13 protein-coding genes and 1 rRNA gene are annotated in these 15,208 nt (G+C 67.0%); all 14 read right to left on the bottom strand.

The genetic code is table 11. From position 1 onward, the window contains the following. Position 1: 1 nt before the first annotated feature. Positions 2-745 carry an SMC-Scp complex subunit ScpB gene (scpB, locus tag ACLQ3C_RS00070; protein ID WP_425702350.1) on the bottom strand — a complete coding sequence of 248 codons (744 nt, stop codon included), beginning with the start codon at positions 743-745 and terminating at the stop codon, positions 2-4. Further along, entirely contained in the window at positions 742-1,725 is a 984-nt protein-coding gene (locus ACLQ3C_RS00065; RefSeq protein WP_425702349.1) for a segregation and condensation protein A, read from the bottom strand. The genes scpB and ACLQ3C_RS00065 overlap by 4 nt, the downstream gene beginning before the upstream one ends. Continuing rightward, on the bottom strand, positions 1,644-2,618 hold the full coding sequence (locus tag ACLQ3C_RS00060) for a ParA family protein (protein ID WP_425702347.1): 975 nt from the start codon (positions 2,616-2,618) through the stop codon (positions 1,644-1,646). The genes ACLQ3C_RS00065 and ACLQ3C_RS00060 overlap by 82 nt, the downstream gene beginning before the upstream one ends. A 121-nt stretch (positions 2,619-2,739) precedes the next feature. Next, positions 2,740-3,699: a site-specific tyrosine recombinase XerD gene (gene xerD, locus ACLQ3C_RS00055; protein WP_425702345.1), complete on the bottom strand. Its 960-nt coding sequence runs from the start codon at positions 3,697-3,699 to the stop codon at positions 2,740-2,742. 74 nt (positions 3,700-3,773) lie between these two features. Beyond that, complete coding sequence (locus ACLQ3C_RS00050) at positions 3,774-4,427, bottom strand: NUDIX domain-containing protein (RefSeq protein WP_425702344.1); 654 nt, start codon at positions 4,425-4,427, stop codon at positions 3,774-3,776. Further along, a complete protein-coding gene (locus tag ACLQ3C_RS00045; protein ID WP_425702342.1) occupies positions 4,424-6,226 on the bottom strand; it encodes a CTP synthase in 1,803 nt (600 codons plus the stop codon). The genes ACLQ3C_RS00050 and ACLQ3C_RS00045 overlap by 4 nt, the downstream gene beginning before the upstream one ends. Positions 6,227-6,370: 144 nt before the next feature. Further along, on the bottom strand, positions 6,371-7,315 hold the full coding sequence (locus ACLQ3C_RS00040) for a copper transporter (protein ID WP_425702340.1): 945 nt from the start codon (positions 7,313-7,315) through the stop codon (positions 6,371-6,373). A gap of 3 nt (positions 7,316-7,318) precedes the next feature. After that, positions 7,319-8,506, bottom strand: coding sequence for a putative cytokinetic ring protein SteA (steA, locus tag ACLQ3C_RS00035; protein WP_425702338.1), 1,188 nt, complete (start codon positions 8,504-8,506; stop codon positions 7,319-7,321). A gap of 95 nt (positions 8,507-8,601) precedes the next feature. Next, on the bottom strand, positions 8,602-10,350 hold the full coding sequence (gene recN / locus ACLQ3C_RS00030; RefSeq protein WP_425702337.1) for a DNA repair protein RecN: 1,749 nt from the start codon (positions 10,348-10,350) through the stop codon (positions 8,602-8,604). Between the two features lie 2 nt (positions 10,351-10,352). Beyond that, the gene (locus ACLQ3C_RS00025) at positions 10,353-11,438 is read right to left on the bottom strand and encodes an NAD kinase (protein ID WP_425702336.1); all 1,086 of its coding nucleotides are present in this window, start codon (positions 11,436-11,438) and stop codon (positions 10,353-10,355) included. Positions 11,439-11,472: 34 nt separating this feature from the next. After that, on the bottom strand, positions 11,473-12,405 hold the full coding sequence (locus ACLQ3C_RS00020; protein ID WP_425702334.1) for a TlyA family RNA methyltransferase: 933 nt from the start codon (positions 12,403-12,405) through the stop codon (positions 11,473-11,475). A 69-nt stretch (positions 12,406-12,474) separates the two neighbouring features. After that, positions 12,475-12,768 carry a hypothetical protein gene (locus ACLQ3C_RS00015; RefSeq protein WP_425702332.1) on the bottom strand — a complete coding sequence of 98 codons (294 nt, stop codon included), beginning with the start codon at positions 12,766-12,768 and terminating at the stop codon, positions 12,475-12,477. Positions 12,769-12,781: 13 nt separating this feature from the next. Continuing rightward, a complete protein-coding gene (locus ACLQ3C_RS00010; RefSeq protein ID WP_425702331.1) occupies positions 12,782-14,800 on the bottom strand; it encodes an HAD-IIA family hydrolase in 2,019 nt (672 codons plus the stop codon). 134 nt (positions 14,801-14,934) lie between these two features. Then, positions 14,935-15,051, bottom strand: a 5S ribosomal RNA gene (rrf, locus tag ACLQ3C_RS00005). Between the last annotated feature and the right edge of the window lie 157 nt (positions 15,052-15,208).

Below are 15,208 nucleotides of genomic sequence, written 5' to 3'. Positions count from 1 at the left end.
TTCAGTCCTGATCCTCGAGGTCGTCGCCTCCGAACGGCGATTGACCGTCGGACGCCTCCTCTGAGTTTGCCGGTTTACCCGCGAGTTTGGCGAATCGGGGATCAGAGTTCAACTCCTCGTCGAGACCATCGATGAGGTCGACATCGGGCAGCAGGGGCGCGAGGTCGGGCAGCTCCGCCAGCGAGGCGAGCCCGAGCCGTTCGAGAAACAACTCGGTGGTGCCGTATGTGGTGGCCGTGGTCTGCGGGTCCGTACCCACCTCGTTGAGGAGTCCGCGGGCGACGAGCGTGCGGATCACCCCGTCGACGTTGACACCGCGGATCGCACTGATCCGGGCCCGCGAGACCGGCTGCCGGTAGGCGATCACGGCCAGCGTTTCCAACGCCGCGCGGGTGAGCTTCGAGCGCGTGCCATCGAGCAAAAGACGTTCGACGTACGGCGCGTAGTCCGCGCGCGTGTAGTAGCGCCAGCCGTCACCGACAAATCGCAGGTCGATACCGCTGCGTCGCGCAGTCAGTTCTGCTGCCATCTCCTCAAGTGCCACCCGCACCCGCGGCACATCCGTGCCGACCGCGTTGGCCAGCTCGTCCGAGGTCACCGGCGCATCGACGACCAGCAGCAGAGCCTCGAGCGCAGAGCGGAGCTCGACGTCGTCGAGGGTGTACTCGGCAACCTCGATACCCTCCGCACGACCCGGCTCCGATGCGCCCTCGTCGGGATCTTCGGGAATGGTCGTGTCCGTCATCTGTAGTCCTCCGCCTTGTCGAAGCTCAGCTCGTTCACGTCGCGTTCGCCCGACCACAGCACCCGCAGATCTCCCAGTGCCTCGGGCTGCGAGAAGGCGATGGCGCGCTCCCGGAACAGATCGAGCAGCGCGAGGAAGCTGCCGACCACCTCCAGCGGATTGGCGCAGTCGGCGACCAACTGACCGAAGGTCAGGCCCTCGTCGGGCACGCTGAGAGCCAGCAACCCGGCCATCCGCTGCGCCTGCGCGGGAACCGACACCTCATGCACGTCGTGCAGATGGTCGAGCCCGATCGTCGGCACCGGGCGCGGGCGCAGAGCCGCTGCCGCGATCTCGGCGAAACGGGCCGGGTCGACGCCCAACGTCACTTCGGGGAGCAGACCGGCGTATCGGTCCTCCAGCGCCACTGCGCGCGGATAACGCTGCAGCGCAGCAGCTTCCAATTCGCCGAACAGAGCCGCCACCTGTTTGTAGGCTCGGTATTGCAACAGTCGCGCGAACAGCAGATCGCGGGCTTCCAGGAGTGCGAGATCCTCCGGGTCGTCCACCTCGCCGGCCGGCAACAGTCGCGCGGCCTTCAGGTCCAGCAGAGTTGCGGCGACCACCAGGAACTCGGTGGTCTGTTCCAGTCCCAGCTCCGGACCCATCTCGCGGGTGTAGGCGATGAAGTCGTCGGTGACCTCGTGCAGCGCCACCTCGGTCACGTCCAGGCGGTGCTGATTGATCAGATTGAGCAACAGATCGAAGGGGCCCTCGAAATTGGTCAGGCGGACCCGGAAACCGGCCTCACGCGCTGTGTCATCAACCTGCGCTGTGTCGTCAACCCGCGCTATGTCATCAACCTGCGCTGTGCCGTCAGCCTGCGTGGCTTCGGCCTCGTCGAGCTCGGTCGATTCGCTCATGCCTGCTTGACGTTGCGCGCGATTACCTCGCGGGCTAGTGCCCGATAAGCCTGCGCCCCAGCAGACTTCGGCGCCCATGAGGTGATCGGCTCCCCGGCGACGGTTGTCTCGGGGAACCGGACGGTGCGGGCGATCACCGTGTCATACACTTTGTCGCCGAACACTTCCACGACGCGCTCCATCACCTCCCGCGAATGCAGGGTCCGCGCGTCGAACATGGTGACCAGGATGCCGCCGACATCCAGGCGGACGTTCAGTCGATCGTGCACTTTCTCGATCGTATCGTTCAGCAGGGCGAGGCCACGGAGACTGAAGTATTCACATTCCATCGGGATCAGCACCGTGTCGGCGCACGCCAAGGCGTTGACGGTCAGCAATCCCAACGACGGTTGACAGTCGATGAGCACGATGTCGTAGCGATCGAGGATGGGGTGCAATGCCCGCCCGAGCGCGTGTTCGCGACCCACCTCGGTCACCAACTGGATCTCCGCGGCCGAGAGGTCGATGTTGCTGGGCAACAGGTCCAGCCCGTCGACCCGCGTACGCATCAGCACCTCATCGGTCGGTGCGTGCGGCGGCACGAGCAGGTTGTACACGGTGTCTTCGAGTTCGTGATGCGGGACGCCCAGCCCGGCCGACAACGCACCCTGCGGATCGAGGTCGACCAACAACACCCGACGTCCATATTCCGCCAGCGCCGCACCCAGATTGATCGTCGATGTGGTCTTGCCGACGCCGCCCTTCTGGTTGCAGACGGCAATGACTGTCGCCGGTCCGTGTCGATCCAGCTCGGTGGGCTCCGGCACCGGCCGATAGGGACGGCCGGTGGGACCGATCTCGTCATCGGCCGGGGTGGGCGCCGGCCCGGCACGGTATTCGGTCTCGTCGATTTCCGGTGCGCCGGCGACCTCGAGACGGTACTGCTGGTCGTCGAAATGGGCGCCGGGTCGCCGGGTGCTCGAGATGCTCACCGCTGCGCCGCCCCCTTTCTGTCGTCTCCGCCCGGCCGAACTCTGCCCGGACGTCCCTCAAAGACTAGTAGGTCACCACGACGATCCCATGGAGCACCGCCGCAGATCGTGGATCCGGCCGTCAGTGTGCCCGCGGGTGCGCGGTCGCATACACCTCGCGCATCGTGTTCACCGTCACCAAGGTGTACACCTGCGTCGTCGTCACCGACGCGTGCCCCAGCAACTCCTGCACCACGCGGACGTCGGCCCCGCCTTCGAGCAGATGCGTGGCGAAGCTGTGCCGCAGCGTATGCGGCGACACCGCGGTGTCCAGACCGGCACGCTGCGCCGCCGACGCCAGCACCTGCCACGCTCCCTGACGGGTCAGCCGCCCACCGCGCGCATTGAGAAACAGCGCTGCGGTGGCGCGACTCACAAGGGTCGGCCGTCCGCGCACCAGATATGCCTCGAGCGCGTCTATCGCAGGCCCACCAACGGGGACGATACGTTCCTTGCCGCCTTTGCCACGCAACCGAACCGCGCGGATCTCGGTGTCGACATCGTCGACGTCGAGCCCCGTCGCCTCCGAGATTCGAGCCCCACAGCTGTAGAGCAACTCCAGCAGCGCCCGGTCCCGGAGCGCACGCGGATGATCCGGCGCGCCCGACGCGTCCAGGATGCGCACCACGTCCGCCACCGGTAGCGCCTTCGGCAGGCGTCGGGCCGGGCTCGGTGGCCGCACCGTATGTGCGACGTCTTCGGCGACCAAGCCCTCGGCAGCGGCGAACTTGTGAAACCCTCTGGTGGCCACCAAGGTTCGGGCCACCGAGCTATCGGCCAACCCTCGCACGCCCGTCTGTTCATCACCACGCCGCAACGTCACCAGGAATTCGCGGACGTCGGCCTCGGATACCTCCGCGAGTTCCTCGATCCGGCGATCGTGCAGGTACCGCTGGTAACGGTGGAGGTCACGCCCGTAGGACGCGAGTGTGTTGGCGGCCACCCCGCGCTCGACGGTCAGGTGATCGAGGTATCGGGTGATCGCAGCATCGATGCCCAATCGCTCGCCCACTCCCGACCTCCTCACCCGCGTATCCCGCATGGTCCATGAAGCGCCTGCAGCATTCACGAAGCGTCGTTACGTTCGCACCGCGTCGTTACGTTCGCACCGCGCCTTTACGTCGACGGCGCGCCTTTACGTTGACGCAGCGCCGTAGGCTCGTCGCGCCACGCGACGTCGACCGCCCGCAGCTCGACCTCCCCCAGATCGGCCGCCACGATCGCCAGGATCCCGGCGACACTGGTCGCGTTCACGATGTCGCCGGCGAACACTTTTCGCAGTGCGTCGGCCGTCGGCACCCACTCGATCGTCATGTCGGCCTCTTCGTCGCTGCGCTCGCCGGCATGCACCGCGTGCAGCCCCTCGGCGAGGTAGACGCGTAAGGCCTCGTCGGTGAATCCCGGAGACGACGCGAGGTCCACCAGTAGCCGCCAGCGGTCGGCGGACAGATCCGCCTCCTCGGCCAGCTCGCGTCGCGCCGCATCGACCGGCGACTCTCCGCCCTGATCGAGCAATCCCGCGGGCAGTTCGAGCAGCCGACGACCGAGCGGGTGCCGGTACTGACGCACCATCGCGATCCGGCCCTCGTCGTCGCGCGCCACCATGGCGACCGCGCCGAAATGTTCGACGACCTCGCGCTCGGCGACGCGTCCACCGGGCATCGCGACCTCGTCCACCCGCAATGCGAGGATCGCACCCTCGTACACGGTGTGCGACCCACGCACCTCGAAATCGTGGGTTCCGGAGCCGTGCGAAGAGGTGCCGGTCACTCTCGTCCACCTGCTGCGTCGGCGATCCCGGCCGTGGCGATCGTGGCTTCGTCGGCCGTGGTCTTCTCGGCACTGGCCCCATCGCCGCCGCCCTCGTCGGCGGTGGCGGCGTCGTACTCGCCCAGATCGACCGGAAGACGTTCGGCCGCCTTGTACTTCAGCGCCGCATCGATGAAGGCCCGGAAGAGCGGGTGTGGCCGGGTCGGCCGGCTCTTCAGCTCGGGGTGTGCCTGAGTGGCCACCAGGAACGGATGAACCTCTGCCGGATACTCCACGAACTCGACCAGGTGGCCGTCGGGAGATGTCCCGGAGAAGACCAACCCGGACTCGGCGATCTTGTCGCGGTAGGAGTTGTTCACCTCGTAGCGGTGACGGTGGCGTTCGGACACCTGCGTGGTGCCGTAGGCCTTCGCCACCACCGACCCGTCCCTGAGTGTCGCCGGATATGCACCGAGACGCATCGTGCCGCCGAGATCGGCCTCCCCGGCGACCGCCTCGTACTGGTCGGCCATCGTGGAGATCACCGGATGCGGTGTGCCGGGATCGAATTCATCGGAGCTCGCCTCCGCCAGCCCGACCGAACGCGCGGCCTCGATGACGATGCACTGCAAGCCGAGACACAGACCGAGCAATGGGATACCGCGGCGCCGCGCATACGCGATCGCGCCGACCTTCCCCTCGATCCCGCGAATGCCGAATCCGCCGGGGATGAGCACGCCGTCGACGTCGCCGAGCACTGTCTGAGCACCCGCGGGGGTCGCACACTCATCCGATGGCACCCACTTGATCTCGGTACGAGCCCGCCAGGCGAAACCGCCCGCCCGGATCGCCTCGGTCACCGACAGGTATGCATCGGGCAGATCCACATACTTACCCACCAACGCGATTCGCACGGTCTCGCGCGGCTCGTGGACCCGGTTGAGCAGCTCACCCCACTCGGTCCAATCGACGTCCCGGAACGGCAGGCCGAGCTTGCGCACGACGTACGCGTCGAGTTGCTCGCTGTGCAGCACCTTGGGGATGTCGTAGATCGACGGGGCGTCCGGCGTCGAGATCACGCCCTCGATGTCGACGTCGCACATCAGTGCGATCTTCTTCTTGAGCCCCTCCGGGACATCTCGGTCGCAACGAAGGATGAGCGCGTCGGGCTGAATACCGACGCTGCGCAGCGCAGACACCGAATGCTGGGTCGGCTTGGTCTTGAGCTCACCGGACGGCGCCAGATACGGCACCAACGACACGTGCAGGAAAAACACGTTGTCGCGGCCGACGTCATGCCGGATCTGCCTGGCGGCCTCGATGAACGGCAACGATTCGATGTCGCCGACGGTGCCACCGATCTCGGTGATCACCACATCGGGTGCCTCGCCGTCGTCACCGGGCTCGCGCATCGCGAGCACCCGGGACTTGAGTTCGTCGGTGATGTGCGGGATCACCTGCACTGTCTCCCCGAGGTACTCGCCGCGGCGCTCCTTGGCGATGACGCTCGAATACACCTGTCCGGTCGTCACATTCGCCGATTGCGACAGATTCCGATCGAGGAAACGCTCGTAGTGCCCGACGTCGAGATCTGTCTCGGCACCGTCTTCGGTGACGAACACCTCGCCGTGTTGGAACGGGTTCATCGTCCCGGGGTCCACGTTGAGATACGGATCGAGCTTCTGCATGGTCACCCGCAGACCGCGGGCGGTAAGCAGCTGACCGAGGCTCGAGGCGGTCAGGCCCTTTCCGAGTGACGAGGCGACTCCGCCGGTCACGAAAATATGTTTGGTGCCCGTATGAACGCGCAATGGTCGCAAAAGCGTCTCTCCCGTCGGCCGGATCAGGCCCTCAAAAGCCTGCTCACCTACGGGACTCCAGGGTAACACCACAGCTGCGATCTGCCTGCCGCGACACCGCAGACCGGTGTCGCGGCAGTGTCGCGTCGGCCACTTTTCCGGCGATCAGGACGGGGTCCGGGCGGGCGCGGGCTGCGCCCCGACAGTGATCGCCGTGGCTCCGGCGCCGGTACCGTACGAGCCGGAACGCCCCTGTGTCTCCTCGCCGAGCGCCAGGATCGTGGTGATGAGACCGGTCTGCTGGTCGACGTTGTCGACCGTCGAGACCGCATTACGCAGCGCGGGATCCGAACGCACCACGGCGATCGGTGAGCCCCCGGTCGCCGACCCGCTGCGACCCACGAGCGCCCCGCCCTGTGCACGGGCCGCCATCGCCGCCGTCAGTCGCGCGGTCAGTTGGCCTTGGGCGCCCGCATTCTCACTGAGCGCGTCGCCGGAGACGAACAACACCAGATCGGCCGGACGGATGGCGTTGTCGGCGTACGTGAGGAAGCCCCCGTCTCGCAACGTCTGCAGGCCGGTCTGGCTGTCCGATGCCGCCGCGGCCGGCTGGTTGCTCCGGTGCAGCAGCAGGGTTCCCAGCAGATCACCGACGCGCGACCCGGAGTCGGTCAGCTCCGCGCGCAGGGTGGCGCCCGGTGGGATCGTCTGGTCCACGATCGTGCGCACCTGTTCGGCGTTGTCGTCACGCACCAGCTTGTCGGTGAGGCCGAGCTGGCCGCCGAAGGTCGCGCCGGCAGTCGAGAGCGCCTCCTTCGCCGAGTCGACGTCGGAGTCGGCGGCGTTGGGCAGCGTCACCACCAGGACGGAGTGCCCCTTGAGCCGATCGGCCATGATCCGGGGCGCGATGGCCGCATCGAAACCGGAGGCGGCATTGACCTGGGCGTTGAGTTCATCTCGCTGCTGCTCCAGATCCCCCACCCGATCACGGCTTGTTCCGGTCAGGGAATTGACGCGGTCGCCGACGAAACCCGAGCCGAGGAACAAGCCCAGCGCGAGGGCCAGGAACACCGCCACCAGCGAGATGGCGTGCTGGCGAAGTGAAATCATGCTCTACCTGTTCCAAACTCCCTGCACCCATTGGAATAGCTGATTCCATTGGGCGACAATCCAATCGGCGACCTCGGGACCGGCGTTCGACAACATCACCGCGGCAATGGCCGCGACCAGTGCAGCCAGGACGACGCAGGCGATGGCCGCGCCCGACACCCGGCTGCGGTAGAGCGTCGCCACCGCCTTGGCGTCGACAAGCTTGGGCCCGACCTTCAAGCGGGTGAGAAATGTCGACGGGGTGGATTCACGACGCGACCGGTCGAAGAAGTCGTCGAGCGACCCGCCGTAGCCTGCCGTGACGATGAGATCGGCACCGTGAAAGTCGGTGAGCAGCAACGCCAGATCGGCCGCGGTACCAGCAGCGGGAAAAGTGGTCGCACCGATACCGAGATCCTGGATGCGTTCGAGCCCGGACGCGTGGCCGTCGGTATCGGCGGGCAACACGATCTGCGCGCCACACCGGAGTGTGGCCGCCTTCATCTCGTCGGGATCACCGACGACGATCGCGGGCTTGTAGCCGGCCTTGACCAGCGTGTCGGCGCCGGCCCCCACGCCGACCAGTACGGGTGAATATTCCTTGATGAACGGCTTGAGCGCACGCAGTTCGGTTCCGCGGTCGGGACCGTCGGCGACCACCACGACATGTTTGCCGGCCAGCGACACATCCACATCTGGCACACCGACACCGTCGATGAGCAACGGCGACTCACTGCGAATGAACTCGATCGTGTTGCCCGAGAATGCTTCCAGGTGATCGACGAGTCCGGTCTTCGCATCGATCATCATGCCGGCGATGTCGTGCTCCTCGAGCGCGGTGCCTCGCGCCAGACGCCGCTCACCGACCATCAGGCGGTCGTCGTGCACCCGAAGTTTGGCGCCGTCCTTGACCCGCTTGAAGACCTCGGAACCCACTTCGTCGAGCAGGACGATCCCCGAGGCGACGAGCACCTCGGGCCCCAGATTGGGGTAGCGGCCACTGATCGAGCGCGAGGCGTTGACCACGGCGACGACGTTCGCCTCCACGAGCGCGTCGGCCGTCACCCGATCCAGGTCGACCTCATCGAGGATTGCGATGTCGCCGGGCCCCACGCGTTCGAGGAGCCGCTTGGTGTTCTTGTCGATTCTGGCGATCCCAATGACGCCAGGCAGTTCTTCGGTCGTACGCGCGAGCAGTGCAGGCATCTTCATGACCGCCATGATTGACCGCACCGTGCCCGAACTTCGGGAGGCGCGCCGCAACAGTGGCAACTTTTGTCACACAAGCATCAAGGGCATCGACGGTATCAGGAGTCTCTTTCTGCCTCTGCAGTAGTCAGCAGTTCTTCGGCGTGTGCCTTGCCGGTGTCGGATTCACCGAGGCCCGCCAGCATGCGGGCGAGTTCGGCGACACGCTCGGCCCGGTCGAGTGCGCGCACCGTGCTGGTCTGCGCGGCGCCCTTGCCGGAGCTCTTTCCGATGACGAGGTGATTGTCGGCGAATGCGGCGACCTGCGGAAGGTGCGTGACGACGATGACCTGATGGGCGCGCGCCAACCGGGCCAGACGACGCCCGATCTCGACCGCGGCGCGGCCACCGACACCGGCGTCGACCTCGTCGAAGACCATGACCGAGCCCGAGGTCGGTTCCGCCAGAACCACTTCCAGGGCGAGCATGACGCGCGACAGTTCGCCACCAGACGCCGACGTGGCAATGGGCAGCGGGCGCGACCCCTTGTGCGGTACGAGGGCGAATTCGACCCGGTCGGCCCCGTCGGTGCCGGCGTGGGTGCGGTGACCGCCGATCTCGATGGCGAGGCGGTCATCACCATCGGCGGCTTCGAGACCGACCTCGACGGTGAGCGTCGAGTCCCCCATGGCCAGTCCGGCGAGTTCCCTGGACACCTTCGTGCCCATCGTCGTGGCGGCCTTGACCCGGATGCCGTGGAGTGTCGTCGCTGCTGCCGATACGGCGCCGGCGGCTTCGGTGGCCCGCCGTTGCAGCTCGTCGATGCTGCCCTGCGGGTCGTGGATCTGGCTCAGCCGCGCCTCGGCGCGGACCCGCCACTCGATCACGCCGTCGATGTCTGGTGCGTACTTGCGCACCAAGGTCTTCAACTCGGCCTGGCGGGTCAGCAGTTGGTCGAGTGAGTTGGCATCGGGCGGCAGCGTCGAGAGGTAGGAGGTCAGTTCGTCGCCGATGTCGGTGACGACGGTGAGTGCCTCCCCGACGCGCCCGGCCAGACGCTTCAGCTCATCGTCGGCTGCGGTCTCGAGCAGCGTTCGCACCTGGCCGAGCCGCTCGACCACCGACTCCGACTCACCCGCCACGATCTCGTGCGACCCGGCGGCCGCCGACCGGATGGACTCGAGGTCGGTGAGCCGCCGAATCGTCTCGGCGAGTTGATCGTCTTCGCCGGCCTGTGGGTCGACCGCCACGATCTCGTCGATACCGAACCGCAGACGATCGGCTTCCTGCGCGAGGCCTCGGGAGTTCGCACGGAGTTCATCGAGTTCGTCGAGCGATGCGACCCATTCGCTCCGGGCGGCACGGTAGGCGGTCAGCGCTTTCTGCGCCCGCGCGCCGGCAAAGGTGTCGAGCGCTCCACGCTGATGGTCGGGCCGCAACAGGCGCAATTGATCGTTCTGACCGTGCACCGTGAGCACCGAGCTCACCAACTTGCCCAGCGCGCCGACGGGAACCGACCGCCCGCCCAGGTGCGCACGGGAACGTCCATCGGCATTGACGGTACGGATCGCGATGACGGTGCCGTCGTCGTCGAGTTCGGCCCCGGTGGACTCCAGGATGTCGGCGACGTCACCGACCGCTGCGCCCTCGGGGTCAGCGACCCGAAAGCGCCCCTCGACGGTCGCCTTGCTGCTCCCCGAACGCACTCGCCCGGCATCGGCACGCCCGCCGGCCAATAGCCGCAGGCTGGTGACGATCATCGTCTTGCCTGCACCGGTCTCACCGGTGAGTGCGGTGAATCCGGGCGGGAACCTCGCCGACGCACCGTCTATGACGCCGAGGCCGGAAATGGACAGTTCTTGGAGCACGGCTAGGTCTGCCTCCCCCGCCAGCCTGTGACCGGCAGATCGAATTTACGCACCAGCCGGTCGGCGAACGGGTCCGAATCGATCCGGACCCACTGCACCGACCGGTCGCTGCGCACCACCTCCACCCGGGCCCCGGCGGGGACCTCCAGACGTCGGCGCCCGTCACATAGCGCGAATCCGGATCGCCCCAGTTTGTCGACCTCGACGGCGACCCGCGACCGCGGACTGGTGACCATGGGACGCGCGAACAGGGCATGGGCGTTGCTGGGCACCACCAGAATCGCTTCCAGGTCCGGCCACATCACCGGGCCGCCGGCGGAGAACGCGTACGCGGTCGAGCCGGTCGGGGTGGACACCAGAACACCATCGGCCCCGAATGCCGACACCGGCCGTCCATCGACCTCGGTGATGAGCTCGAGGACCCCGGTGCTGGTCCGATTGAGGATGGCGACCTCGTTGAGCGCCCAACTGGTCTGCGCCCCATCGGGATCGGCCGGATCGAGGACCGACACGTCGAGCGTCATCCGATGCTCGACGCGATAGTCGCGCCTGATGAGTTGACGCATCACCTGGTCGACGCGATTGGCCTCTCCCTCGGCGAGGAACCCGATGTGACCCAGGTTGATCCCGAGTACCGGGACACCGGCGGGATAGGCGAGTTCGGCCGCACGCAGGAAGGTTCCGTCACCGCCGAGAACGATGACGATCTCGCAGCCCTCCGCGGAATCCGGTTCTCCCGCGGTGACCTGCACCCGCGCCCCGAGCTCCCGCAGATGGTCGGGGTCGAGCGGATTACGATCGGGCGGCCGGGGAATCGGCCCGGTCTCGACCACCGATTGCGGATAGGCGCGCGCCTCGCTGGCCCGGTCGGGGTCGACGCGCGTGTCGTGGTCGACCACCCGCAACGCAACGCCACCCTCGGCGCAATGGCGGGCGATGGCGGTGATGGTGTTGGTGACGGTCTCGCGGCCGGTATGGGCCACCACCAGGAACTCGCGGTGCGAGCCGGGCCCAGCCGGGCCGGACCCACCGGCCGGTTCCGGCCCATCGCCGGTATTGCCCGAGCCCGTGACCGATGCATTGCCCACCTGGTCTCCTTTCGTTCTCCACACGCGAGGACACTCAGCGCGGGCCGTCGTCGACGGCCTGCCTGATCATCCGAATGGTGTCCGGGTCGACATCGCGACCCGGAGCATCCCCCTCGGGGGCATCGTGCGCGGGATCCTCATCGACGACACGCACCGCGCCCTCTGCATGCGGGCCGTCTCGGTTACCGACCCTATCGTCCGGCAACGGCATAGCGCCGAATGGCCGCTGCAGCCAGAGGAAATACTCCACATTTCCCGACGGACCCGGCAGTGGGCTCGCCGTGACGGCACGGGTGGACAAACCCAGGCGGGCGGCCTGGGCTGCCACCTTGGCGACCGCCTCCACGCGCAGCTCTGGGTCACGAACCACACCGCCGGCACCCACCCGGTCCTTGCCGACCTCGAATTGCGGCTTGACCATCGGCACCATGTCGGCGCCGGGTCGGGAACAGGCCACGAACGCGGGCAGTACCAACGGCAGCGAGATGAACGACAGGTCCGCGACGATCAGGTCCACCGGTCCACCGATCGATGCTGCGGTCAGGTGCCGCACGTTGGTCCGGTCGTGGATATCGACGCGATCGTCGTTCTGCAGACGCCAGATCAGCTGTCCGTAACCGACATCGACCGCGACCACCTCGCGCGCTTCACGGCGAAGTAAGACATCGGTGAATCCACCCGTCGACGCTCCGGCGTCGAGACACCGCCTACCGACGACCGTCAGACCCTGCGGCTCAAAGGCCTCCAAGGCCCCCAGCAACTTGTGCGCCCCGCGCGAGGCCCAGTCGTCACGCTCTTCGTCGATGACGACAAGCGGGGTGTCGCGCCCGACGTTCGTCGCCGGCTTGGTCGCGACGGTGCCGTTGATCTTGACTGCACCGCGCTCGACGAGTTCGCGCGCCTGCTCGCGTGATCGCGCGAGCCCGCGACGCACGAGCTCGGCATCGAGACGTGCACGGGCGGCCACTCAGTCACACCTCACAATCGCGCACCACGGTTGCATCGGATCGTGCTCATATCTCATCAGGCTCGGCACTCACCGGCGGTCGACGTCGGACAAGGCCGAGGTCAGCACCTCGTGAGCTTGCTCGAGAAGTTCGGACTGTCGCGCGAGTGCCACCAAATCGGTTGTCTCACCGGCCTGCTCGCGTATCTCATCGACTTGGCCAAGGAGCTGGCGCACCCGGCTACCGACCGACTCGGCCAGCCCTGGATCGGTGGTGTCGAGGTGCTCGGTGTCGGAGCGCGCACCAGGCATCATCTGCGGTGTCGGCCCCGCGGGGCGCGCGGGATCGGGACCGTGCGGTGACGTCGACATCGGTGGTGTCATCCGTGCCTCTCCTTCATTGTCCGATCAGACCGAAGCTCTCGAGCGCCACGCGCGTTTGCGGATCGTCGGAATCGACGACCATCTCGGTGAGATCGATCTCCTCGGCATCGGCCAACGCCCACACGCACGCGGCAAGCGCCGGGAGCAGGCTGAGCGTGGCCGGCGGATCGGCGACCGGCGATATCGTCAACGCGTTGCCCGCCTGCTCGAAGTGCCAGTCATCACTGGGGACCGCACGGAGCAGCCCGGCCGGTTCGAGAACACCCGACAGGTCCCCCGACACATAGGTCGGGCGCTGCTCGGGCGGCGCACCGAGGAGATCCGACGCAGTACTCACCCCACTGAGGACCAGCAGACTGTCCAGACCCACCGAATGTGCGCCTTGGATATCGGTGTCGAGGCGGTCTCCGACGACCAGTGGCGTGTCGGCACCGCTGCGCTTGATCGCATCGGCCATCAGCGGAGCCGCCGGCTTCCCCGCGACCAAGGGCTCTTGTCCGGTCGCATGCGCCACCGCGGCGACCAGCGAGCCGTTCCCGACGACCAGTCCCCGTTCCGAGGGCAGCGTTGCGTCGACGTTCGTGGCCACCCAGAGTGCGCCCGCGCGAATCGCCAGCGCCGCCTCGGACAAACTCTCCCAGGACGTATCCGGGGAGAAGCCCTGGATCACGGCGAGCGGCCGGTCGTCGGCGCTACGTGTCACCGCAATGCCCACCTCTCGCACTTCCTGCGCAAGTCCCTCGGTACCGAGGACCAACGCGCGCGAACCCGGCTCCAGATGCTCGGACAGCAGCCGGGCAGCCGACTGCGCGCTCGTCACCACCTGCTCCGGCGACACGGAAAACCCCATCGACGTCAGGTGCTCGGCCACCGCCTCGGGACGGCGGCTGGCGTTGTTGGTCACGAAGATCGTGGGCACCTGGAGAGATTCGAGCGTTTCCGGCGCGCCGGGGACCGGGCTGTGCCCGGCGAACACCGTGCCGTCGAGATCGAGAAGCAAGGCGTCATAGGCAGCCGCGAGGGACGACGACGCCGCACCTCCACTGGGCGCATCATCAGCAACGACAGCCGGTGGCGAAACCCGGGCAGCCGGCGCCTGTTTCTGTTCGCCCGTGCGCTCCGATACGTCCGCCACGGACGGTGCGGAAGTCTCGACACTTGTGGAGTCCTGGGCCGGCACATCGTGGACTTGGTGCGCGGGCGCGGGCGCTTCGGTGCCGGAGTCTTCGACGGTCGCCGTGACGTCACCGGGCTCGGACTCGCCCACCGAGATCTCCATCAGACGGAACTCGGCGTCGGTGGCATCTTCGGTGTCGGCCGCAGACGCGTTCATGAACCAAGTCATCGCGTCATCGAGTTGCCCGGCCGCCTCTAGTGCCGACGCATAGGCGTAGAAGAGCCTCGCCGCCGCGGTACCGGTACGTCCGGGCCGCAGATCCTCGAACTGCAGTGTCACCAGGGCCTTCTGGGGCTCGCCGAGGTCCAGTCGCGCGCCGGCTTCGACGATGCGCATCTCGGTGGCCTCATCGTCGCGCAACGCGCGCCCTTCCTCGCTGCGCGCGATCTCGATCGCGCGCTCGGGGCGCCCGAGTCCGCGTTCGGCATCGGCGATGAGTGGCAACAGTGCCGAGCTGCCGGTGATCCGGCGCGCTGCCCTGAGCTCAGAAATCGCCTCTTGCCATTCCCCCGCGTTGTAGGCGGCGACACCGGCCGTCTCGCGCACCACGCCCACACGTGCGGCCCGGCGACGCGCCGCGCGAGCATGCGCGAGAGCCAGTTCTGCATCCTCATAGAGCAGCTCGGCGACCATCACCAGATGCCGTGCCACTCGTTCGGCAGTGGCCTTCTCAAGTGAGAGCAGATCGCGACGGGTATCGGGATCGAGGTCTGATGCAGCTACATCGTCGGGCAACGCCGGATCCGGCGGTCCGTCGGCATTCGGACGGCCCGACGCCTGCTGCGGACGGCCCGCACGATCCTGCCGGCCCGGACGCTGCGGGCCGCGGCCGCGGCTACGGTCACGGTCATTCATGGTTGCCAATCTATGCCCTCGATGCCTTGTCGGCCGACTCACCCCCAAGGAAGCACCCCTCATGCTCGGAACCATCCTCGTAGCGCAGAAATGCCCCGCAACCTGCTGGTTGCGGGGCATTTCTGTGAAGTGTTGTTCGGCGGTGTCCTACTCTCCCACACTGATTAAGGTGCAGTACCATTGGCGCTGGTGGGCTTAGCTTCCGGGTTCGGAATGGGACCGGGCGTTTCCCCACCGCTATAGCCGCCGAAACTCTCTGAAATTTTCACATCCCCCTCCAAACCTCTCGGCTTTTCAGGGATTCACGGGGGCGCAGCCCCCGCAGGATGTGTTATTTCAGAAGCACATAGTGGATGCGACACACCTCTATCAAAGTAAAAGTGTTGTATGTAAGTCCTCGGCCGATTA

It is taken from the genome of Gordonia sp. DT30, from assembly GCF_049844915.1.
Taxonomy (GTDB): Bacteria; Actinomycetota; Actinomycetes; order Mycobacteriales; family Mycobacteriaceae; genus Gordonia.
Note: the sequence above shows the minus strand (reverse complement) of the source record. Positions and strands in the feature narration are given on the sequence as shown.